At 60.6% G+C, this 20,838-nt stretch carries 21 protein-coding genes; 11 read left to right on the top strand and 10 right to left on the bottom strand.

Annotated elements, in window-relative coordinates; genetic code table 11:
* The first annotated feature begins 21 nt into the window (after positions 1 to 21).
* The 3 genes from AC2FFD_RS04750 to AC2FFD_RS04740 all read left to right on the top strand — a co-directional run bounded on the left by AC2FFD_RS04750 (position 22) and on the right by AC2FFD_RS04740 (position 3,223).
* A complete protein-coding gene (locus AC2FFD_RS04750) occupies positions 22 to 765 on the top strand; it encodes a hypothetical protein (protein ID WP_170344061.1) in 744 nt (247 codons plus the stop codon).
* Complete coding sequence (locus AC2FFD_RS04745; RefSeq protein ID WP_496872167.1) at positions 762 to 1,691, top strand: glycosyltransferase family 2 protein; 930 nt, start codon at positions 762 to 764, stop codon at positions 1,689 to 1,691. The genes AC2FFD_RS04750 and AC2FFD_RS04745 overlap by 4 nt, the downstream gene beginning before the upstream one ends.
* A gap of 185 nt (positions 1,692 to 1,876) precedes the next feature.
* Positions 1,877 to 3,223: a DEAD/DEAH box helicase gene (locus AC2FFD_RS04740; RefSeq protein ID WP_496872166.1), complete on the top strand. Its 1,347-nt coding sequence runs from the start codon at positions 1,877 to 1,879 to the stop codon at positions 3,221 to 3,223.
* Here AC2FFD_RS04740 and AC2FFD_RS04735 read toward each other — a convergent pair.
* The 3 genes from AC2FFD_RS04735 to AC2FFD_RS04725 are packed head-to-tail and all read right to left on the bottom strand — an operon-like array spanning position 3,220 to position 5,242.
* Positions 3,220 to 4,122 (bottom strand): EamA family transporter, encoded by a 903-nt coding sequence (locus AC2FFD_RS04735; RefSeq protein ID WP_170344059.1) that lies wholly within the window; start codon positions 4,120 to 4,122, stop codon positions 3,220 to 3,222. The genes AC2FFD_RS04740 and AC2FFD_RS04735 overlap by 4 nt on opposite strands.
* 21 nt (positions 4,123 to 4,143) lie before the next feature.
* On the bottom strand, positions 4,144 to 5,046 hold the full coding sequence (locus AC2FFD_RS04730) for a fatty acid desaturase (protein ID WP_170344058.1): 903 nt from the start codon (positions 5,044 to 5,046) through the stop codon (positions 4,144 to 4,146).
* Positions 5,039 to 5,242 (bottom strand): DUF2061 domain-containing protein, encoded by a 204-nt coding sequence (locus AC2FFD_RS04725; protein WP_170344057.1) that lies wholly within the window; start codon positions 5,240 to 5,242, stop codon positions 5,039 to 5,041. Before AC2FFD_RS04725 ends, AC2FFD_RS04730 begins: the two co-directional genes overlap by 8 nt.
* 108 nt (positions 5,243 to 5,350) lie before the next feature.
* Here AC2FFD_RS04725 and AC2FFD_RS04720 point away from each other — a divergent pair, with 108 nt between their 5' ends.
* A complete protein-coding gene (locus AC2FFD_RS04720; RefSeq protein ID WP_425078382.1) occupies positions 5,351 to 6,220 on the top strand; it encodes a helix-turn-helix domain-containing protein in 870 nt (289 codons plus the stop codon).
* A gap of 79 nt (positions 6,221 to 6,299) precedes the next feature.
* A complete protein-coding gene (locus tag AC2FFD_RS04715) occupies positions 6,300 to 6,482 on the top strand; it encodes a hypothetical protein (protein WP_117868740.1) in 183 nt (60 codons plus the stop codon).
* A gap of 1 nt (position 6,483) precedes the next feature.
* Here AC2FFD_RS04715 and AC2FFD_RS04710 read toward each other — a convergent pair whose 3' ends face one another.
* The 4 genes from AC2FFD_RS04710 to bcoG form a co-directional block, all read right to left on the bottom strand.
* Positions 6,484 to 7,242, bottom strand: a complete 759-nt coding sequence (locus AC2FFD_RS04710; protein WP_496872164.1) for an SDR family oxidoreductase — start codon at positions 7,240 to 7,242, stop codon at positions 6,484 to 6,486.
* Positions 7,239 to 8,705 (bottom strand): carnitine 3-dehydrogenase, encoded by a 1,467-nt coding sequence (locus tag AC2FFD_RS04705; protein ID WP_496872163.1) that lies wholly within the window; start codon positions 8,703 to 8,705, stop codon positions 7,239 to 7,241. Before AC2FFD_RS04705 ends, AC2FFD_RS04710 begins: the two co-directional genes overlap by 4 nt.
* A gap of 8 nt (positions 8,706 to 8,713) precedes the next feature.
* Positions 8,714 to 9,031 carry a hypothetical protein gene (locus AC2FFD_RS04700; RefSeq protein WP_170344053.1) on the bottom strand — a complete coding sequence of 106 codons (318 nt, stop codon included), beginning with the start codon at positions 9,029 to 9,031 and terminating at the stop codon, positions 8,714 to 8,716.
* 61 nt (positions 9,032 to 9,092) lie between these two features.
* Positions 9,093 to 10,007 carry a 3-dehydrocarnitine:acetyl-CoA trimethylamine transferase BcoG gene (gene bcoG, locus AC2FFD_RS04695; RefSeq protein ID WP_496872162.1) on the bottom strand — a complete coding sequence of 305 codons (915 nt, stop codon included), beginning with the start codon at positions 10,005 to 10,007 and terminating at the stop codon, positions 9,093 to 9,095.
* Between the two features lie 133 nt (positions 10,008 to 10,140).
* Between bcoG and AC2FFD_RS04690 the strand changes: the two genes are divergently transcribed.
* A complete protein-coding gene (locus AC2FFD_RS04690; protein WP_170344051.1) occupies positions 10,141 to 11,127 on the top strand; it encodes a GlxA family transcriptional regulator in 987 nt (328 codons plus the stop codon).
* Positions 11,128 to 11,203: 76 nt separating this feature from the next.
* Here the strand turns inward: AC2FFD_RS04690 and AC2FFD_RS04685 are convergent, their stop codons facing one another.
* Genes AC2FFD_RS04685 through AC2FFD_RS04675 form a run of 3 tightly spaced genes read right to left on the bottom strand, consistent with a single transcriptional unit; the run spans position 11,204 to position 14,211 of the window.
* Positions 11,204 to 12,250 (bottom strand): aldo/keto reductase, encoded by a 1,047-nt coding sequence (locus AC2FFD_RS04685; RefSeq protein ID WP_496872161.1) that lies wholly within the window; start codon positions 12,248 to 12,250, stop codon positions 11,204 to 11,206.
* A gap of 31 nt (positions 12,251 to 12,281) precedes the next feature.
* A complete protein-coding gene (locus AC2FFD_RS04680) occupies positions 12,282 to 12,740 on the bottom strand; it encodes a DNA polymerase III subunit chi (RefSeq protein WP_257598856.1) in 459 nt (152 codons plus the stop codon).
* A gap of 4 nt (positions 12,741 to 12,744) precedes the next feature.
* Positions 12,745 to 14,211, bottom strand: a complete 1,467-nt coding sequence (locus AC2FFD_RS04675; protein ID WP_496872158.1) for a leucyl aminopeptidase — start codon at positions 14,209 to 14,211, stop codon at positions 12,745 to 12,747.
* Between the two features lie 228 nt (positions 14,212 to 14,439).
* Between AC2FFD_RS04675 and lptG the strand changes: the two genes are divergently transcribed.
* From lptG to rsmA, 5 genes are all read left to right on the top strand, one after another.
* On the top strand, positions 14,440 to 15,540 hold the full coding sequence (gene lptG, locus AC2FFD_RS04670; protein WP_170344728.1) for an LPS export ABC transporter permease LptG: 1,101 nt from the start codon (positions 14,440 to 14,442) through the stop codon (positions 15,538 to 15,540).
* Positions 15,540 to 17,702, top strand: coding sequence for an LPS-assembly protein LptD (locus AC2FFD_RS04665; RefSeq protein WP_496872157.1), 2,163 nt, complete (start codon positions 15,540 to 15,542; stop codon positions 17,700 to 17,702). Before lptG ends, AC2FFD_RS04665 begins: the two co-directional genes overlap by 1 nt.
* The gene (locus tag AC2FFD_RS04660) at positions 17,693 to 18,946 is read left to right on the top strand and encodes a peptidylprolyl isomerase (RefSeq protein WP_496872155.1); all 1,254 of its coding nucleotides are present in this window, start codon (positions 17,693 to 17,695) and stop codon (positions 18,944 to 18,946) included. The genes AC2FFD_RS04665 and AC2FFD_RS04660 overlap by 10 nt, the downstream gene beginning before the upstream one ends.
* Positions 18,943 to 19,908, top strand: a complete 966-nt coding sequence (gene pdxA / locus AC2FFD_RS04655) for a 4-hydroxythreonine-4-phosphate dehydrogenase PdxA (RefSeq protein WP_170344045.1) — start codon at positions 18,943 to 18,945, stop codon at positions 19,906 to 19,908. Before AC2FFD_RS04660 ends, pdxA begins: the two co-directional genes overlap by 4 nt.
* Before the next feature lie 84 nt (positions 19,909 to 19,992).
* The gene (rsmA, locus tag AC2FFD_RS04650) at positions 19,993 to 20,835 is read left to right on the top strand and encodes a 16S rRNA (adenine(1518)-N(6)/adenine(1519)-N(6))-dimethyltransferase RsmA (protein ID WP_496872152.1); all 843 of its coding nucleotides are present in this window, start codon (positions 19,993 to 19,995) and stop codon (positions 20,833 to 20,835) included.
* The last annotated feature ends 3 nt before the right edge of the window (positions 20,836 to 20,838 follow it).

Here is a 20,838-nt window from a genome sequence, read left to right as displayed (position 1 = left end):
TGGCTGTGCAATCCTGCCCGCATGAGTGACGACGAACTGACCTATCCCGGTGGCCTGCCCGACATGCTGGACAGCTATGAGAACCGGCGCAGCCCGTTTCAGTTCGGCACCCTGACCCTGCCCGGGCCTGACGTCGATCTGGATGATCTGGCCAAACGCATCGTGCCCGACAGCGCCACCGAATTGCCGCCCGGGCGCAACACCACCTGGGATCGCAAACACGTTCAGATCGCGCGGGAATTCGTCGGGAAATCAGAGCTTGCCTTCCTGAACGCCCAGCTGATCTCGAACCTCAGAAAACGCTCCTTTCCGCGTCAGGCCCCTGCGCTGTTCTGCCGGTTGTGGGACGAACAATCCGACCATCTTCTTTCCGTCCTCGACCTTCGTTGGCTGGTGTCTTCTGTTCAGACCTTTGCGGATCACGGTCAGACCCCGACACAGCGCGAGGTCGGACATGCTTTGCGCGTGTTCTTCAGCATGATGAAGCTTTATGAGTTCGAGCGGCTCTTCTCGGGGCTGGCCCCGGAAACGCCGTTTCAGTTCAAGGACAGGAACCACGTGCCGCTGCCCTATCAGATGAAAGGCTTTTCCTTTGAAAAAGGCGGGCTTGACGTCAATCTCATCGCTCCGATCTGGACCAGGGCGATGAATGATCCCACGATTGCACCGCTGGTGGATCACCTGATGATCCAATTGAACAAGGACCCAGGCGGAATTTTTCGACGCCTGAAACGCATGCGCGCCGCCCGCGCACCGCGCAAATGACCACCTGGGGCATTGTCTCCATGGTCCGGGGGCCAACCGAAGACGTCCTTCGGTTCGTGGCCCATCACCTCGAACTGGGGGCGGATTTCATGTATATCTACATGGACGAACCCAACCGCCGCACGTTCAGGGCACTGAGAATGCACCCCAAGGTCCGGGTCCGCAACTGTGATGACGCCTTTTGGGAAAAACGCGGACGCGCACGACCGGAAAAGCATCAGGTGCGCCAGTCGGTTCATGCCACTTTTGCCTATCGAAACACTCGGCTGGATTGGTTGACACATATCGATGTGGATGAGTTTCTTTGGCCGGCCGCCCCTATTCCTGATGTGCTGCGCGATGTTCCAGACACGGTTCCCGCGGTGCGTGTCCGCCCGTTGGAGGCCTTGGCCGGGGGCGATGACCTGTACAAAGCTCATATCCCGCATGGCCCGAACCGCGAAGCGCTGGTCGAGACCATTTACCCGAATTACGGCGCCTTCGTCATGGGCGGATTCCTGAGTCACGTGCAGGGAAAACTGTTCGTGCGCACCGGCTTGAAAAATTTGAGCATCCGCATCCACAACCTGTTTCAGAACAAGGCGCTGCTGCCGTGCAAATACGAGCTTCCCCAGATCGATCTGTGCCATCGTCATGCCCCGGACTGGGATCACTGGATCGCGCATTACCAGTTCCGCATGGATCGTGGCTCGTATCAGGCCGGCATGGCTCCGAATGTTCCGCGCGAACAGGGAGGGCTGAGCAAGAATGAACTGCTCAACTGGATCGAGGCCGAACACGGCATGGACGGGCTGCGTGCGTTCTACAATGAAATGAGCGGCGCGGACGCACAGGTGCGCGCCAACCTGGAACGCCACGGCCTGCTGCGCCACCGCCCTTTGAACCTGGACGAAAAGCTGGAGAAACACTTTCCCGGAAGTTGCTGAATTGTTGCTGAAATTCACCGCAGGCGACAGGCAGGCACAGGTGAAATTCTCTTCATTTGACCCCGGCCAACGTTTTTGTTATGTCCGCGTACAAGCCGAAATGTCGCATCACGCGTATGGCCATCCGGGCCCGGCACATCTTTGACGCGCGGGCCAGGTCAAGTGTCCGCAAAAACCGGACTTACATGACAAAATTCAACGAACTGAACCTGAACCCGAAGGTCCTCAAAGCCATTGAGGAAGCCGGATACGAAACCCCGACCCCAATTCAGGAAGGCGCGATTCCTCCCGCTCTGGAAGGTCGCGATGTCTTGGGAATCGCCCAGACCGGCACCGGCAAGACCGCCAGCTTCACACTGCCGATGATCACCTTGCTGGCCCGGGGCCGCGCCCGCGCGCGCATGCCGCGCTCGCTGGTCCTGTGTCCGACGCGGGAACTGGCCGCCCAGGTGGCCGAGAATTTCGACACCTATACCAAACACCTTAAACTGACCAAGGCGCTGTTGATCGGCGGCGTCAGCTTCAAAGAGCAAGAGGCCCTGATCGACCGTGGCGTCGACGTTCTGATCGCCACGCCCGGCCGCCTGCTGGACCATTTCGAACGTGGCAAGCTGCTGCTGACCGGCGTGCAGATCATGGTGGTGGACGAAGCCGACCGGATGCTGGATATGGGCTTTATTCCTGACATCGAGCGCATCTTCTCGCTGACGCCTTTCACACGGCAAACGCTGTTCTTCTCGGCGACCATGGCATCCGAGATCGAACGAATCACGGATACATTCCTGTCGGCCCCTGCCCGGGTTGAAGTCGCCCGCCAAGCGACCGCATCCGAGACGATCGAACAGGGCGTTGTCATGTTCAAAGGCGGCCGTCGGGACCGTGAAGCAAGCCAGAAACGCAACGTGCTGCGTGCTTTGATCGACGCCGAAGGTGAAAAGTGCACCAACGCAATCATCTTCTGCAATCGCAAGACGGATGTCGATATCTGCGCGAAATCGCTGAAGAAATACGGCTATGACGCTGCCGCGATCCATGGCGATCTGGACCAATCGCAGCGGATGAAGACACTGGACGGGTTCCGCGACGGATCATTGCGTCTGCTGGTTGCATCGGACGTCGCAGCGCGCGGTCTGGACGTTCCGGCCGTCAGCCACGTGTTCAATTTCGACGTCCCCGGCCACCCCGAAGATTACGTACACCGGATCGGCCGCACCGGTCGCGCCGGGCGCGAAGGCAAGGCCATCACGATCTGCTCGGCCCGCGATGAAAAAGCCCTGGCTGCGATCGAAAAGCTGATCCAGAAAGACATCCCGCGCCTCGACAATCCGGTCAAGGAAGAGCCCAGGCCTGAAAAGCCGAAGCCCGAGAAAAAACCCCGGGACTCCGAAGTCAAGAAAGACGCCCGGAAAGAGCGAGAGCCCAAAGCGCGTGGCCGCGGGCGCAAGGAAGACAATGGCCGGCCCGTGGTGGGTATGGGCGATCACCTGCCCAGCTTCATTGCCCTGAGCTTTGACGAACGTCGCGCCGGCTAAATCGCCAACACCAGCGCCAGTATCGAAACACCCAACAGCAACATCCCGGCGATTTCTCGCCGGGTGATCGTCTCGCGGAAAAACAGGATCGACGCCATCAGGCTGAAAATCAGCTCTACCTGCCCCAGCGCTTTGACATAGGCTGCGTTTTGCAAGGTGAAGGCCCAGAACCAACAAAACGACCCGCCCAGACTGGTCAGGCCGACAAAGACACCGGTGGATCGGGTCTGCCACACCGCACGCAGCTCGGCCCGGTCGCGCCACAACAGCCACAGCCCCATGCTGACAAACTGGAACGTCACGACGGCGGCCAGGGTGATCAGTGCGCGGAACCAGGCGTCGGCATCACCCAATTGCAACGACGCCCCGCGATAGCTGACCGCGGAAAACGCAAACAAAACCCCTGATCCAAGCCCCAATTGGGACGCGCGGTTGGTCAGATGCCGCCACCAGGCGCCGCCTCCGCCGGGGGTTTTCGACAGCAGCAGCACCGCCATCAACCCCAACAGGATCGCAACCAGAGCGCCGCCGGAAACGCTGTCGCCCAAAACCAGAAATCCGACAATCGCGGTCTGAATGACTTCTGTTTTCTTGAAGGTGATTCCAACCGCAAAATTTCTTTGTTTGAACAACGCCACAACACAGATCGTAGCCAGGATTTGAGCCGTACCTCCGATGACAGCGTAAAGCCAGAATACTTCGTTAAGTGGTGGCAGACTGGCCCCGGTTATCTGTAACGCCACAAGCAGCCCGGCAACGGCCAGCGGCATGGAATACGCAAACCGCGCAAAGGTCGCGCCCGCGGCAGACAGCTTCACGCGGCTCAAGGATTTTTGCAGCATGAACCGTACGGTCTGGAAGCTGGCGGCGGCGATGGTGACAGGGATCCAGAGACTCATGTCACCCGTTGTGTCGCCAAATCAGTGCTTTGGCCAGAGCGGATGCGGAACCGGGTCCTTGGCGCGCAGCAGATACTGCCGGAAAATCTGTGCATAGGAGCGGTAAACATACGCCTCATTGCAGGCCAGATACCTGTCTTTGCCATCCCGATACAACGACGGCAGCCGATACCATGGCGCGGCGGGATTCATGTGATGTACAACATGCAGGTTGTTGTTCAGAAACAGAAATGCCAGCGGCCCGTTGTCTTCGATAATCACGGTCCGCGCGCGGGATTTCTCGTGCGCGCGGTGTTCCAGAAAGGTACGGATTTTCAGCAACGCCAGCCCGACATAGGCTGAAATCAGATAAGCCCAGATCGGCATGGCCGATTGTGCAACGATCCACAGCACCGCAACCGCGCCGGGGATATGCAAAGCCCATGCCAGCAGGATCGCCCTGTCGCCGCGCCGCAGCCCCCGCCATTCGTCGCGTAGAAACAGCACCTGCCCTACAGCCGGACCCAGAACCATCCGCCCCAGAAGCGTGTTGTTCAGGGCCAGCACAGCCTGCACGCCACGCGGCAGGTCCGCCCAAACCTTGGGATCCATATAGTTGGACTCGGGGTCGTCATACGGGTCGGTCAAGGTGGCATCCTGATGATGCGCCAAATGCAGATCGCGAAATCGGTTGTACGGAATGGCCAGGGTCAGCGGCAACGCCATCAGCGCCTCATTCAGCCATTTGGCTCGGAACGGGTGCCCATGCAGGGCTTCGTGCGTCAAAGACGAATGCAGGGCTGCAACAAAGCCCAATACCGGTACCGCCAACCACACCGAAACATCCGCCAGCCAGAACAGCCCGACCAGCCATGCGGCATAACAGCCGAGGATCAGGGCAAATGTACCCCATTCGGGCGATTTGGGTGTTGAGGGCTCAGCCATTGCGCCCCCACGAAATTCCGGCCCAAATTCTTTCATAGACAATGTATAGCGTCAGGCCGATGGCGGTATTCACCAGCGCCAATGCCCCGCCGACGGCGGCCGAACCCGTGGCGATCAGACCCACCAGCGTCATGGTGGCCAGCCCCATGGCATTCCACACGATTGCTTTCACGACAGATCTTCGCCGTGTTTCCATTCCGAACCCCATTCTTTTTGCTTTTACAAAGGGGTTACATTTCATTTCTCACGCTGAAAATTCTGAATATGATTAACAAAACTCAACAACTGTGATATTTTTGAACTTATGCAGGAAAACATCGACAAGCGCGACCGCGCCGCTCAATTCCGCCTTCGCCTTGCCCGCGCGATGGAGGACCGCCACGTCAGCCAAAGCGCGCTTGCGCGCCATATCGGCGTGGACCGTTCAACCGTATCTCAGTTGTTGACCGATCATGGTGCGCGTCTTCCCAACGCGCATGTTGTGGGTGGCTGTGCCGCGGCACTGGGCGTTTCGGCCGACTGGTTGCTGAGCCTGTCCGACAGACCGGAAAGCGCGGCAGAAATACTGGCCAGTACCCTGTCCATTACCGAAGCGCCCCGCGCCTTGGTCGATGAGCGGATTTTCGACTGGCACAAAGAAGCCGCCGGGTACAAGATCCGTCATGTCCCGGCCGCCCTGCCCGACATGCTCAAGACGCGTGCGGTACTGGAATGGGAATATGCCCCCCATCTGGGGCGCACGGCGGATCAGGCCATCGGAGCGTCCGAAGACAGGCTGACCTGGATGCGCAGTGCGCAGTCAGATTACGAAATTGCCATGCCGTTGTACGAGATCGAGAGCTTTGCAAGCGGCACGGGGTATTACCATGGCCTTTGCCCGGAAATTCGGCTGGAACAGATCGATCACCTGCTGGCCTTGTGTGAACAACTCTATCCCCGGATGCGGATCTATCTGTTTGATGCCAAAAGGCTGTATTCCGCCCCGGTAACGATTTTCGGGCCGCTTCTTTGCGTTTTTTACGCCGGAAGTCACTATTTGGCGTTTCGCGACCGGGATCGGATCAAGACATTTTCACGCCATTTCGACACTCTGGTGCGCGAGGCCGATGTGGCCGCCCGCGATTTTCCGGACCACTTGCGACAACTCAGAGCGGATGTATCCGGCAAGAATTGATGCAGCGGCGCAAAACCTGTGCTATCGTCCCTTGGCGCGAACCATCGGGCATTCCGACCACAAACGGAGGACCACAGGAATGGACGCAATTCAAACCGCTCAATACGCACGCGCCCTGTATGCTGCGCACGGAGACCGGGCCGAGGCGGAAGCCGCGCAAAAGATGCGCGAATGCGAAGCTGCCGGAAACCAGAAAGAGGCGCAGGATTGGCAGGCGGTCCGTCAGACCATCCGCCAGATCCGAGGACCAAATCAGGGCTGAGTTACAGTTTCGGGTCGGGATTGACGGTGTGCCCATCCACCGCGATCACCTGCCCAGACACAAGCCGCGCTGCGTCTGAAGCAAGAAAGACGGCCATATGGGCGATATCCTGCGCTTCCACAAAGCGCCCCATTGAAGTGCCCGAGGCATAGCCCTGGTAAACCTCATCGCGGGTCATGCCTTTCGCGGCTGCCTCTCGGGCCAAGACACCTTCCATGCGCGGGCCTTCCACGGCACCCGGGCAAATGGCGTTTGCGCGAATGCCCAGCGGCCCCAGTTCCATCGCCAGCGTTTTCATCAACCCTATGACCGCCCATTTGGCCGAGGCGTAAGGCGCTCGGAACGGATAGCCGTACTGACCGGCGGTCGAAGAGGTCAGAATGATGCTGCCCGCCCGCGCCGACTTCATCATCGGTGCCGCGTACTTGACGGCCAGAAAGGCCCCGTCCAGATTGACCGCGACACAGGCGCGCCATGCATCAAGATCGATATCCTCGATCGCGTTGGTCGGCCCGGCGATTCCGGCATTTGCGCACAGCACATCCAGCCCGCCGGCTGCCTCGGCGGCCTGAAACACCGCCCTCATGTCGGCCTCATTGGTCACATCAGCCCTGTGCGCCGCCCAATGGTCGGGCAATGTATCCAGAGCTGACGGGTCGATATCCGTCACCCAGACATCATAACCGGCGGCGTCAAACGCCGCGGCCATGGCCCGACCGACGCCAGATGCCCCGGCTGTTACCAAAACGCGCCGGGTCATGAGGGCTTGCGAATGCCAGCACCCGCCCCTTCAGGGTAAGGCAAACCGGCCTGTGCCTCGGCAATCCGCGCCATCGCTGCTTCGATCCTGGGCGACGGCGGGCTGGGGCGGCGGGTTTCAAGACTGACATGCAGCAGGAAGCTCTCGCCCGTGGCCAACAGCTTGTCGCCATCATACATGCTGTGAAAGACATGCAGCTTCTTGCCCTGCCCCAGCAGCATCTGCGTGCGCACATCGATCTTCGCCCCTGCATGGACCTCGTCGATGTAACGGATGTGGTTTTCAGCGGTGAAATAACTGCCACCCGACGCGATGTATTCCATATCGCAACCGATGATCTCCATGAAACGGTCCGTGGCGGCGGCAAAAGCTTCCAGATACTTGGCCTCGTTCATGTGGCCGTTGTAATCCGTCCAGTCCAACGGAACGGCGCGGGACAGGGTCAGAATCGGCTGGCTCAGATCCGCCTGGTCCAGCGTCGGCAGGGCGCCCGGTTTCAACAGCGCATCATGCTGGTTCAGCACCGCCCCCGCACCATAGTTCTGCGCCTTGAGGGCACGCATCATGCCAACAAGGTTGTTGTCGCGAATGCGCTCCAGTTCACGGATCGAATGCATCCCTGATTGCGCGTCTGACTGATCGGCGATCAGGTCGACCAGTTCATCGGTGAATTCCGGCACGTCCATCAGCTTGGTCCAGGGCCATTTCAAGGCTGGCCCGAACTGAGCCATGAAATGTCGCATTCCCGCTTCACCTCCGGCCACGCGGTAGGTTTCGAACAATCCCATCTGCGCCCAGCGGATGCCAAAACCCATCCGGATCGCCTCGTCGATCTCTTCGGTCGTGGCGATGCCATCCTTGACCAGCCACAGCGCCTCGCGCCAGACCGCCTCAAGGAACCGGTCGGCGATATGCGCGTCGATCTCTTTCCTGACATGCAGCGGGAAGAAACCAACCGAGGTCAACAGTTCCTTGGCCCGTTCAATCATCTCCGGTGGGTTTTTGTTGGTCGGCACCAACTCGATCAGAGGCAGCAGATAGACCGGATTGAATGGGTGCGTCACCACGATCTGTTCGGGGCGCGACGCACCGTCCTGAAGCTCCGATGGTTTGAACCCGCTGGTCGAGGATCCGATGATCGCGTCTGGATCACAAGCCTCCTGCAAGCCCTTGTAAACCTTGAGCTTCAGGTCCAGCCGCTCTGGCACGCTTTCCTGAATCCAGATGGCCCCCTGTACGGCGTCGGCCATGTCGTCATGAAAGCTCAGCGCGCCCTCGGGCGGCAGAGGCACATCGCTCAACCCCGGCAAGGATCGCCGTGCGTTATCCAGCACTTCGCCTATTTTGCGTTCTGCTTCGGGGTCCGGGTCGAACACCCGAACGTCCCAGCCATTGAGCAGGAACCGTGCGGCCCATCCGCCGCCGATGACACCGCCCCCGATAATTGCTGCCGTCTTTGTCATGCTGTCCTCTAATCGATACAGATTACCTGCGCGCGCCCCGCCTCATCCAGATGCGGAATGCATCCGAATTGCGGTGTCACCGCGCTGCATTGTTTGGTTTCCGACAGGCAGAACCCTGCGCAGTCAGAGGCTTTTTCGCAGGAGTTTCCAGCGTCGGGCAAAGGTTCAAAGCAGATAAACTGCCGTATCCGCCCGCCCATCTCATAGCTTCCCCCTTTGGCTTCGCAGTCCTTGCGGGCCAAAGGGTCTTCCGCGGTTTGTGCCAGCCCGACCCGGGGCAGACATACGGCCAGAACCGTCGCACAGATTACAACCGCCGATCGCATTGCTCTCTTCCTTTTGCTGGCACACCTGCGCTTTCCGGTCATGGCAAGGGACGCACGCAGGTCAACCTTTGGGCGCCCGTTTGACCAGGCCCAGCTTTTCGCGCACCTCGGCCGGGCCGATCACCCGCGCGCCCATGTTCTCGATGATGGTGCCAGCACGTTCCACCAGTTGCCAGTTCTCGGCCAGAACGCCTTTCTCCAGCCACAGATTGTCCTCCAGCCCGACCCGCACATTGCCGCCAGCCAGAACCGAGGCCGCCACATACGCCATCTCATTCCGCCCCAGCGAAAACGCGCTGAACGTCCAGTCATCAGGCACGTTGTTCACCATCGCCATGAAGGTGTTCAGATCATCCGGAGCGCCCCACGGCACACCCATGCACAGTTGAACCAGGGCGTTGGGTTCCAGAATTCCCTCTTTCACCAGCTGCTTGGCAAACCACAGATGGCCGGTGTCAAAGGCCTCGATCTCGGGCTTAACGCCGAGATCGGTCATCATCTGCCCCATCGCGCGCAACGCGCCGGGCGTGTTGGTCATGACGTAATCGGCCTCGGCAAAGTTCATCGTGCCGCAGTCCAGTGTGCAGATCTCGGGAAGGCACTCGGCCACATGGGCCACACGTTCGGTCGCACCAACCAGGTCGGTTCCGGCCTCGGCCAATGGCAGCGGCTTTTCGATACCGCCGAACACCATGTCTCCACCCATGCCGGCCGTAAGGTTCAGCACCGCGTCAACCTCGGCATCCCGAATGCGATCGGTCACTTCACGATACAGCGCCAGATCGCGCGACGGGGCACCCGTTTCGGGGTCGCGCACATGGCAGTGCACCACGGCCGCACCCGCCTTTGCGGCGGCAATCGCACTGTCGGCAATTTGCTTCGGCGAACGTGGCACATGAGGGCTGCGATCCTGCGTCCCGCCCGAGCCGGTCACGGCGCAGGTGATGAAGACTTCGCGGTTCATTTCCAGAGGCATGGCGTTTTCCCCAAGTTATACCCGGTTTTACCTTGGGTTTTCCCCAGGCTTCTCCCCGGATTCCGATTTGCGTTCTGACCCGACTCTGGCGCAGCCTTGGGAAAACCACTTGGCAGAATGCGAATCGAACTTGATGCAATCCGCAAAAAACATACTGCAACCCGAACATCGGGCCCTGAAAACGGCTGTGCTGGTGCTGGACGAATGCAACACGCTCAGCTTCGCCTCGGCGGTCGATCCGATGCGCGCTGCCAACCGCCTGGCGGACCGGCCCGCCTTTGACTGGGACTATGTGACCGCCACGGCGAACCCCGCGATGCTGACCAGCGCGTTGCAAGTGCCCGGCATCCCGCTTGCTCGCCTGCAAGGCTGCGACCTGATGATTGTCGTCGCGGGCTTCCAACTGGCCCGCCACGCCACACCAAGCCTGCTGGCCGGGCTGCGCCGCATTGCCGGTACCGGGGCGACGATGGCCGGGATTGACGGCGGCCCCTGGCTGCTGGCCGAGGCCGGGCTGCTGGACGGTCACCCCGCGACGACCCACTGGGAAGACCTGGAAAACTTCGCCACCCGCTTCCCCAACGTCGACGTGCGCCCTGACCGCTTTACTGTGTCGGACGGTCGCCTGACCTCGGGCGGCGCGATTCCCGCTGTCGAGATGATGCTGCACATCATCGCCGCCCGTCATGGCGCGGGTTTCGCCTCCCGTGTCTCGGGCCTGTTTCTGTATGATGGCGCGCCGGACCCCGGCACACCGCAAAGCCGCACCGGCGTTCCACATCGCCACACCGCGCTGACGGCAAAGGCGAATTCGCTGATGCAGGCATCCCTGGATGATCCCCTGCCACTGGCCCACATCGCAGACCAGTTGGGCACCAGCCCGCGCACTCTGCAACAACAGTTCCGCCTGCGCCTGAACACCACGCCGCAGGATCACTATCTGCAACTGCGCCTGGCCGAGGCCCGCCGTCTGGTCACCGACACCGACCTTCCACTGATGGATGTCGCGCTGGCCACCGGTTTTGCCTCGCAATCCAGTTTCGCCCGCGCTTTCCGCACCGCGCATGGTCAATCTGCCCGCGACCTCAGGCAAGAGCGCGCGCACCCCACCCATCACTGACCCGATCCAACTTCATCTGGCCAGAAATATCCCGGGGGAGGCACGCGCAGCGTGCCGGGGGCAGAGCCCCCTCGCCTCAGTACGGCATCGGGTGCGCCTTGTGGACAGCGTCCAGCTCGGCCAGCAACTCCTTTGACAACGTCAAATCCGCACCGGCCAAAACGTGTTCAAGCTGCGCGACCGTGGTCGCGCCAAAAATCGCCGACATCATGAACGGCCGCGAGCGGCACCAGGCCAGCGCCATATGTGTCGGATCCAGGTCATGCCGCGCGGCAACATCCAGATAGGCCGCGACCGCATCAAACACCCGGTCAGACTTGCGCCCGCCCAATTGAGGCGAAAGCGACATACGCGAGCCGCCCGGCACGACCCCACCCTGGTATTTTCCGGTCAGCAACCCGGTACCCAGGGGCGAGAACGCCATCAGGCCGACATCCTCATGTACGCTCAGCTCGGCCATGTCGGTATCGAACAGGCGACACAGCAACGAATACTCGTTTTGCACCGACGCCACACGCGGTGCGCCCGTCTGTTCGGCCAGTCTCAGCCACTGCGCCGTACCCCATGCGCTTTCATTCGACAGACCAAAAGCACAGATGTTGCCTTTGTCCACCTGAACCTGCAAGGCCTCCAGACACTCCTGCATGTTATCCAGAACGTCCGCGGTATTGTGGCCCGAAGGCGCATAATCCCAGTTTTGACGGAACATATAGCTGCCGCGATTGGGCCAGTGGAACTGGTAGAGATCGATGTAATCCGTCTGCAACCGCCGCAGAGACCCTTCGATGGCCTCGGGAATGGTTTTTCCCGTGATCGGCGCACCGTCGCGAACATATGACAATCCCTCACCCGAATGCTTGGTTGCCAGTACGAAATCCGCCCGGCGTGCCCTGTTGGCAGCATTCCAGTTTCCAAGAATTTCTTCGGTCCGACCAATTGTCTCTTTGGCGACAGGATTCACCGGATACATCTCGGCGGCATCCACAAAGTTGATCCCCGCATCCAGCGCCATGTCCATCTGCCGGTGCGCATCCGGTTCCGAGGTCTGCGATCCGAACGTCATCGTCCCGAGGCAAAGATCGCTCACGACAATCCCGGTGCGGCCCAGAGGCTTCATCTGCATCCTCAAATCTCCTGATAAATGGCACGGCCCGTCAGGCTTCGGCCTTCTTTTCCCACCGCCCGGATTCTTCCGACCAGTATTGCGCGGCGCATCCGGCGCCGGTCAGCGTCTTCCACTGCCCGCGTGCGTGCTGTACGGCCATGTCGTCATTGCCGTCGAACAGAATGCAAACCCGTTCCAGCGCCGACACCTCTTCGGGTTCGATCGGCGCGCCGTCCACCGCCATGACACACACCGCGCCGTTTGTGGCCTCGGCGCTGGTGGTCAGCAGGATCGGCTGCTCGGCGTCATGCGGCCCACCTTCGCGACCGTGCGGCAGGAACCCGTCCTCGGGGCCCAGCCACAGCTTTTCATCCAGCCAGTCCATCCGCGCGGGATCGGTGCCCCGCACGGCAATCTTCCACCCGGCCTGCCGCGCCTTGTCCAGCAGCACAGGCAAGGTGTGCTCCAGCGGCTGGCGGGTCAGATGGTAGAAATAGACAGCACCCATATGCTTACTCGAAATTGTCCTGCACGAACCGGCTCAGCGCGCGCACACCCCAGCCCGTGGCACCTTTGGGCGCATAGGATGTCTCGGACGACACCGAGGCCACACCCGCGATATCCAGATGAATCCACGGCGTATCCTCTTTCACGAAACGTTGCAGAAACTGCGCCGCCGTGATCGAGCCCGCCGGACGGCCACCGACGTTCTTCATGTCGGCGATGCGCGATTTGAGCAGCTTGTCATAGCCATCGCCCAAAGGCAGCCGCCACGCGCCTTCGTCCTCGGCCTTCGCCGATTTCAGGAAGGCGTCACAGAATGTGTCATTGTTCGAGAACACACCAGCATTCTCATGCCCCAGCCCGATGATGACCGCACCGGTCAGCGTTGCCAGATCGATCATGCCCACCGGTTTGAACCGCTCCTGCGCGTACCACATCACGTCGCACAGAACCAAACGGCCTTCGGCATCGGTGTTGATGATCTCGACCGTATCGCCTTTCATCGACTTGACCACATCGCCCGGACGGGTGGCATTGCCCGAAGGCATGTTCTCGACCAGACCGACAAGGCCCACCACATTGGCCTTGGCCTTGCGCTTGGCCAACGCGCGCATCGTGCCAGCAACAACACCGGCACCGCCCATGTCCATGGTCATGTCTTCCATGCCACCGGCCGGTTTCAGCGAAATGCCACCTGTGTCGAAAACCACGCCCTTGCCCACCAGGGCCAAGGGCGCATCGTCCTTGTCGCCGCCATTCCAGTGCATCACGACGACTTTGGACGGGCTGGCAGAGCCCTGCCCGACGCTCAGCAATGTACGCATGCCCAGTTCTGCCAGCTTGTCCTCTTCCAGAACTTCGACCTTAAGGCCCAGCTCCTGCATCTCGACAAGACGATCGGCAAATTCCGAGGTCGTCAGAACATTTGCAGGTTCATTGGTCAGATCACGCGTCATCCGCACGCCGTCGGCAATCGCATATAGCGGTGTAAACTCCGCTTCGGCCTCCGCGGGTTTCGAATGCCCGATCGTAATCGATCCGCTGCCTTCGCTGTCCTTGGTTTTGTGCGCGTTGAAATCATAACTGCGCAGCACCAAGCCAAGGGCCAGGTTTTCGGTCTGTGCCTGATTGCCGACCAACACCAGCATGTCCTGGCCACCCGCGCATTTGGCCAAAGCGGCACCGGCTTTGCGGGCCTCATCGGCTTCCGGGCGGCGCGGCAGCACCACGACGTCCAGCGCCTCGGCCGCCATCCCGGCCGGCCAGGCCATCGAGATGACATCGCCGGTCTTGGACTTTCCGAATTTCTCACTTTCGACAAGCCGCGCCACGGCGCCTTTCGTCAGGCGATTGGCCCGGCGCGCCGCAGGGTTCATTTTCCCGTCCGGCGGAATGATGATGGCCACCCGCCCTTCGGCCTGCGCCATCGCATCCAGATCAAACTCCTGAAAACGGACCGGTATCAGACTGCTCATTGCAAACTCCTCGAATTCTGTTCCCAAGACCTAGCCCGCGCCGCCCGACTTGACCAGATAGCAGTTTTCCCCGCGTTTCAATTGCAGTAAGGTCCCGCAAAAATAACCGGCAGGCTCGGGGGAGAAAGACGTGACACGAGAGGGCAGGCATACGCCGTCGCGCAGCAGGACATGCATGCGCGATTTCGGCCCGTTTTCCGGCGCAAAAGGCTTGGCGGGGGCACTCTTGTGATCCTCGACCGCTATTTCGCCCGCCGCTTTGTGCAGAGCTTTCTGGTCATCGGAGGTATTTTTCTGACCTTGATGATTCTCATCGATCTTATCGAACAGATCCGCCGATTTGACGAAGTCGACCTGTCCTTCGGCCAATTGCTGCACCTGACGCTTCTGAACACGCCGGCCGCCATCAGTGAAATGCTGCCTCTGCTGGTCATTCTGTCCACCATTGCCCTGTTCGTCGGGCTGGCACGGACGTCTGAACTCGTGGTGACCCGCGCCACGGGTCGCTCGGGTATCCGCGCGCTGGTTGCGCCGGCGGCGCTGGCCCTGATCATCGGCGCGCTTGCAGTGGCATTGCTGAACCCCATCGCCGCGGCCACGTCCCAGGAATTCCAACGCCTGTCTGATTCCTATCGCAACAACGGCAGTTCAGCGCTTTCGATCAGCAGCGAAGGCCTTTGGCTACGTCAATCCGCGGAAAACGGTCAGGCCGTCATCCACGCCCGGGGCACCTCGAACGGGGATACGCTTGGCCTGGACGACGTAACCATCATCACCTTTGCGCGCGACGGCAAACCCACCCAGCAGATCGTCGCCGACAGGGCCGTGCTGGAGGACGGAAACTGGGTCCTGTCGCAGGCCAAGATCTGGAATTTGCGGGATGGGCAGAACCCCGAAACCAGTTCGGTGGAGCATGAACGGCTGGAGTTGCCGACCTCGCTGACCCGGCAGCGGATTCTGGACACGCTGGGGCAACAGGATTCGGTATCTGTTTATGATCTGCCGCAACTGATCAAAGACCTGCGCGAAGCCGGGTTTTCAACCAAGCAGTATGAAGTGTGGTTGCAGGTGCAACTGGCCCGGCCCTTCTTTCTGGTCTCGATGGTCCTGATCGGGGCCGCTTTCACCATGCGCCACGTTCGGTTCGGCGGCACCGGAATTGCCGTGCTGACTGCCGTTCTGCTTGGCTTTGCCATCTACTTCGTCCGCAATTTTGCGCAAATCCTCGGGGAAAACGGACAATTGCCCACCTATATCGCGGCCTGGGCGCCACCCTTCGCCGCCATCCTGCTGTCCCTCGGCCTGCTTCTACACGCGGAGGACGGCTGATGCGGAGCATGATTTCCTTGCTGCTGACCAGCGCGATCGCGTTGTCGGCACCGACGGTTCTGGCGGCGCAAACCACGTCGGCTGAGCCTGACCCGCAAGCGGCGCAGTCACAGGCCGAACCCGCCCTTTTGGTTGCCGACAAGGTCTTTATCACACCCGACAGGAAACTGGTGGCCGAAGGCCATGTCGAAGCCTTTCAGGGCGATACCAAGCTGTCGGCCCAACGCATCACCTATGACCGGGAAACGGGCGAGCTGACACTGGAGGGCCCCATTCGTATTGATCAGGGGGGCCAGTCGACCCTTCTAGCCGATTCCGGCCAGCTGGACAGCGGCATCCAGAACGGCCTGCTGATCGGTGCTCGGATGGTTTTCGATCAGCAAATCCAGATTGCCTCGGTTCAGGCGAAACGGGCCGCGGGCCGCTATACGCAATTCAGCAAGGTCTCGGCCACTTCCTGCCATGTCTGCACCAATGGTAAGCCACCGCTCTGGCAGATCCGCGCCCGCAAGGTCACTCATGACCAGTTGGAACGGCAATTGTACTTCGAAGGCGCGCAGCTTCGGGTGCTTGATTATCCGGTATTCTATTTCCCCTATCTGCGCTTGCCGGACCCGACTTTGGATCGCGCGACCGGCTTTCTGGTGCCGTCGATCCGCAGCACCTCGCAACTGGGAACGGGGGTCCAGGTTCCCTATTTCTTCAAGCTGGGGGACCACAAGGATCTGACCTTGACGCCGTATCTGTCGGCCAAGACCACAACGCTGGGATATCGGTATCGTCAGGCGTTCGTGAATGGGCGCATTCAGCTTGAAGGCGCCTATACCCGTGATGACGTCCAGCCCGACCAGGATCGCGGCTATCTGTTCGCCGGCGGTTGGTTCAACCTGAAGAACGATTTCCGGCTGACATTCGATCTGCAAACCACCTCGGACGACGCCTATCTGGCCGACTATGGGCTGCCGGACCTGGACCGTTTGCGCAGTGAAGTCGCGCTGGAACGGATCAAACGCGACACCGCGTTCAAAACAAGCCTGATTCATTACAAAACTCTGCGTGACAGTGAAAATCAGGACGAAATCCCATCCCGCGTCTTCGATCTGAACTATGAAAAGCGGTTCTTTCCCAGCGCACTTGGTGGCGAGGTGCGGCTGGCCTTTGTCGGCCACGCTCATGAGCGCACCAGCGACGCTGATATCGTCGGCCGCGACCTGGCACGGGCCACTTTTGACGCCGAATGGCTTCGAAGCTGGACGTTTGCATCGGGCCTGCGTGCCGACGCGACGCTGGGCGCATCGGTGGATACGTTCAACATCCGTCATGACAGCAACTTTCCCAGCAATGTGACCCGCTCGACCCCGCGCGCGGCATTGACGCTTCGCTATCCGATGACCCGTCGCGAAAAGACCGGCGCCGTTCAGCTTCTGGAACCGATCGCGCAGATCGGATGGACCCATGTCTCGGACACCAATGTGCCAGATGATGAAAGCACGTTTCAGGAATTCGATCAGGGCAATCTGCTGGCCCTGTCCCGATTCCCTGCCGAAGATCAGCGCGAAGACGGTGCCACCGGGGTCATCGGCTTGAACTGGGCACGTTATGGTACAGGCGGACAGCAGGCGCTGGTGACAGTGGGTCAGGTGTTTCGGGCGGATGCCGACCCGAATTTCACCCTGACATCCGGCTTGCAGGGCACCACGTCCGACTTGCTGGTGGCGGGACAAGTCACCACGGCCAACGGTTGGTCGCTTGGCGGGCGTGGTCTGATCGACAGCGATTTCAGCTTCGTCAAAGCTGAGTTGCGCGGGGCCTGGGCCTCGGAATTTGCCGGCCTGTCCGGAAGCTATATCTGGCAGGAACCGGATCCGGCGGAAAACATTGCGGATGAAATCTCGGAAATCTGGCTTCTGGGCCGCTATCAGGTCGACCAGAACTGGCTTACGAATGCCGAGGCACGCTATGATCTGAACCAATCAGAACCAATCCGGCTGGGTCTTGGCGTAACCTACCAGAATGAATGTGTTCAGGTTAACATGTCCGTAAGCAGACGCTTTACTTCAACATCCACTATTGAGCCTTCGACAGAATTCGGCTTTACCCTATCGCTGACAGGATACGCCCTTGAAGGCGGTGGTAACACATACAAGAGAAAATGCAGTTGATATCAGGTTTCTCCAGGTTTCTTCGTTCCGGTTGGCACAAACCGGTCGCGCCGGCGCTGGCCGCCGTTTTCCTCGCTTTTTCAGCGCCGCAGGTCAGCGCCCAGAGTTTGTTCTCGCCAGCGATCCGCGTAAATCAGGACATCGTCACCTGGTACGAGCTGGAACAACGCCTGCAATTCCTGAATGTTCTGGGTCTGCCCGGCGGCAGTGAAGCTGACGTTAGGGAAGCCCTGATCGAAGAAAAACTGCGCAAACAGGCCATGCGCGAAGCAGGCGTCGAAGCAGCACCGGAAGCTGTTCAACTGGGTATCGACGAGTTCGCCTCGCGCGGGCAATTGTCCACCGAACAGTTCCTGCAACTTTTGGGTGAGGCGGGCGTCGACCCGGAAACTGTCCGTGATTATGTTGCGGATCAGCTGGCCTGGCGCGATTACATAAGCTCGCGCTACCTGTCACAGGCCCGCCCGACCGAAGACGAGATTGATCGCGCACTGGGACAGACCGGTGGCGGCGGCCTTCAGGTCTTGCTGTCCGAGATCATCATCCCGGTGAACCCGCAAACCGTGGCACAGACCGAATTGCTTGCGGAAGAAATCTCGCGACTTGAAACTATCGAAGCGTTTTCAGCCGCAGCGGCGCAATATTCCGGAGCGGCAACCCGCAACGAAGGCGGGCGACTGGACTGGCTGAATATCTCCAACCTGCCTCCTGCATTGCAACCGGTTATTCTTGGGCTCCAGAACGGTGAAATCACCGATCCCATCAGCCTGCCAAACGCCGTTGCCCTGTTTCAGCTGCGCGGGCTGCGCGAGGTGGCGACCGCTGCGCCGCCTATCTCCAAACTTGACTATGCGGCCTATTACCTGCCGGGCGGCCGCAGCGCCAACACCCTGTCGCGGGCTGCCACCCTGCGGGAAGAGATCGACACCTGCGATGACTTGTATGGCATCGCCAAGGATCAACCCGTCGAAGTTCTGGACCGTATCGAAGCCAGCCCGTCTGAAGTACCGCGTGACATCGCCGTAGAGCTGGCAAAGCTGGATCGCAACGAGGTGTCAACAAACCTGACCCGCAACAACGGACAGACGCTGGTGTTCTTGATGCTGTGCAACCGCACCCGCGATCTGGGCGAAAACACCTCGCGGGCGGATGTAGCGAATGCACTGGCGCAACAGCGGCTACAGGCCTTTGCGGCCAGCCTGGTAGAGCAGCTGCGGGCTGACGCCACCATTGTTCAGGAATGACTCGCCCGATTGCGCTCAGCTGCGGTGAACCGGCCGGGATCGGCCCTGAAATCGCGGCCAAAGCGTGGGCCGAGCTGCGCCAAACCTGCCCGTTTTTCTTTATCGGCGATGCCAGCCACCTGCCTGCTGGCACCCCCGTTGCGATAATCGAAACCCCTTCGGATGCTGTTGCAGTCTGTGATCAGGCCTTGCCCGTGCTGCACCTGAACTTCCCTGCCGCAAACATGCCCGGCCAGCCGGACCCAGCCAATGCCCCATCGGTGATCGATGCCATCGAAACCGGCGTCGACATGGTGAAAGCCGGGGCAGCGGCCGCTCTGTGCACCGCACCCATTCACAAAAAGGCGCTGATAGACGGCGCCGGGTTTACCTATCCCGGCCACACCGAGTTTCTGGCTGCGCTGTCGGGCACCCGCCGGGTTGTCATGATGCTGGCCAGCGACCAGTTGCGCGTTGTCCCGGCAACAATCCACATTCCCCTGTCACAGGTTCCCGCCGCGCTGACGCCCGACCTGCTGCGCGAGACGATCGAAATCACCGCGCGCGGCCTGCGCGACCAGTTTGGCATACAGCACCCCCGCATCGCCATAGCCGGCCTGAACCCCCATGCCGGAGAAGGCGGCAAAATGGGCCGCGAAGAGCTTGACTGGATCGCCCCAATGCTGGCCGATCTGAAACTGAAAGATGCGACCCTGACGGGCCCGCACCCTGCGGATACACTGTTTCATGCTGCTGCACGTGCCCGCTATGACGCGGCAATCGCAATGTATCATGATCAGGCCCTGATCCCGATCAAGACACTGGATTTCGACCGGGGCGTGAACGTCACCCTTGGCCTGCCCTTCATCCGCACGTCGCCAGATCACGGCACCGCACTGGACATCGCCGGGAAAGGCATCGCCAATCCAACCAGCCTGATCGAAGCTCTGAAGCTTGCCCAACGCATGGCACAAGGCTCTTGATCCTTCACCTGGCTGAAAATATCCCCGCCGGAGGCAAAAAATTTCTGGCGCTGCCCCTGCGGCCTGCGTCACGGTAATCGGATCATGAGTGCAATCGACAATCTTCCCCCTCTGCGCGAGGTCATCGCCACACATCAGCTCTCGGCGCGCAAATCCTTGGGTCAGAACTTCCTGCTGGACCTCAACCTGACCGCCAAAATCGCCCGTCAGGCCGGCGATCTTGCAAACTGCGACGTATTGGAAATCGGCCCCGGTCCTGGCGGCCTCACCCGAGGGCTTCTGTCCGAAGGCGCGCGCAAGGTCGTGGCGGTCGAAAAAGATACCCGTTGCATCGCCGCCCTGAACGATATCGCCGCCGCCTATCCCGGAAGGCTGGAGGTCATCAACGATGACGCGCTCGAGATCAACCCGCTCGAACATCTGACCCCGCCAATCCGCATCGCGGCCAACCTTCCATACAACGTCGGCACCGAACTGCTGGTGCGCTGGCTGACGCCCCCGGAATGGCCCCCTTTCTGGCAGAGCCTGACGCTGATGTTCCAACGCGAAGTGGCCGAACGCATCGTGGCCCAGCCGGGCAGCAAGGCGTATGGCCGCCTCGCCATCCTTGCCCAATGGCGGGCCGAGGCGCGCATCGCCATGTCCCTGCCCCCCGGCGCCTTCACCCCGCCGCCCAAAGTCTCCAGCGCGGTGGTCCACCTGACCGCTCTGCCCGAACCGCGCTATCCTGCTGACGCCGCGACCCTGTCGCGTGTGGTGGCCTCTGCCTTCAATCAACGCCGCAAAATGCTGCGAGCGTCTCTGAAAGGCATCGCCCCTGATATCGAGGATCGCTTGCGGGCCGCAGGTATCCAGCCCACTGAACGGGCCGAGCAGGTTCCGCTTGAAGCGTTCTGTGCTCTGGCGCGCGAAGTCCAGAACCCCTGATCA

The sequence above is a fragment of the Ruegeria sp. YTSC002 genome (assembly GCF_059609845.1).
Note: the sequence above shows the minus strand (reverse complement) of the source record. Positions and strands in the feature narration are given on the sequence as shown.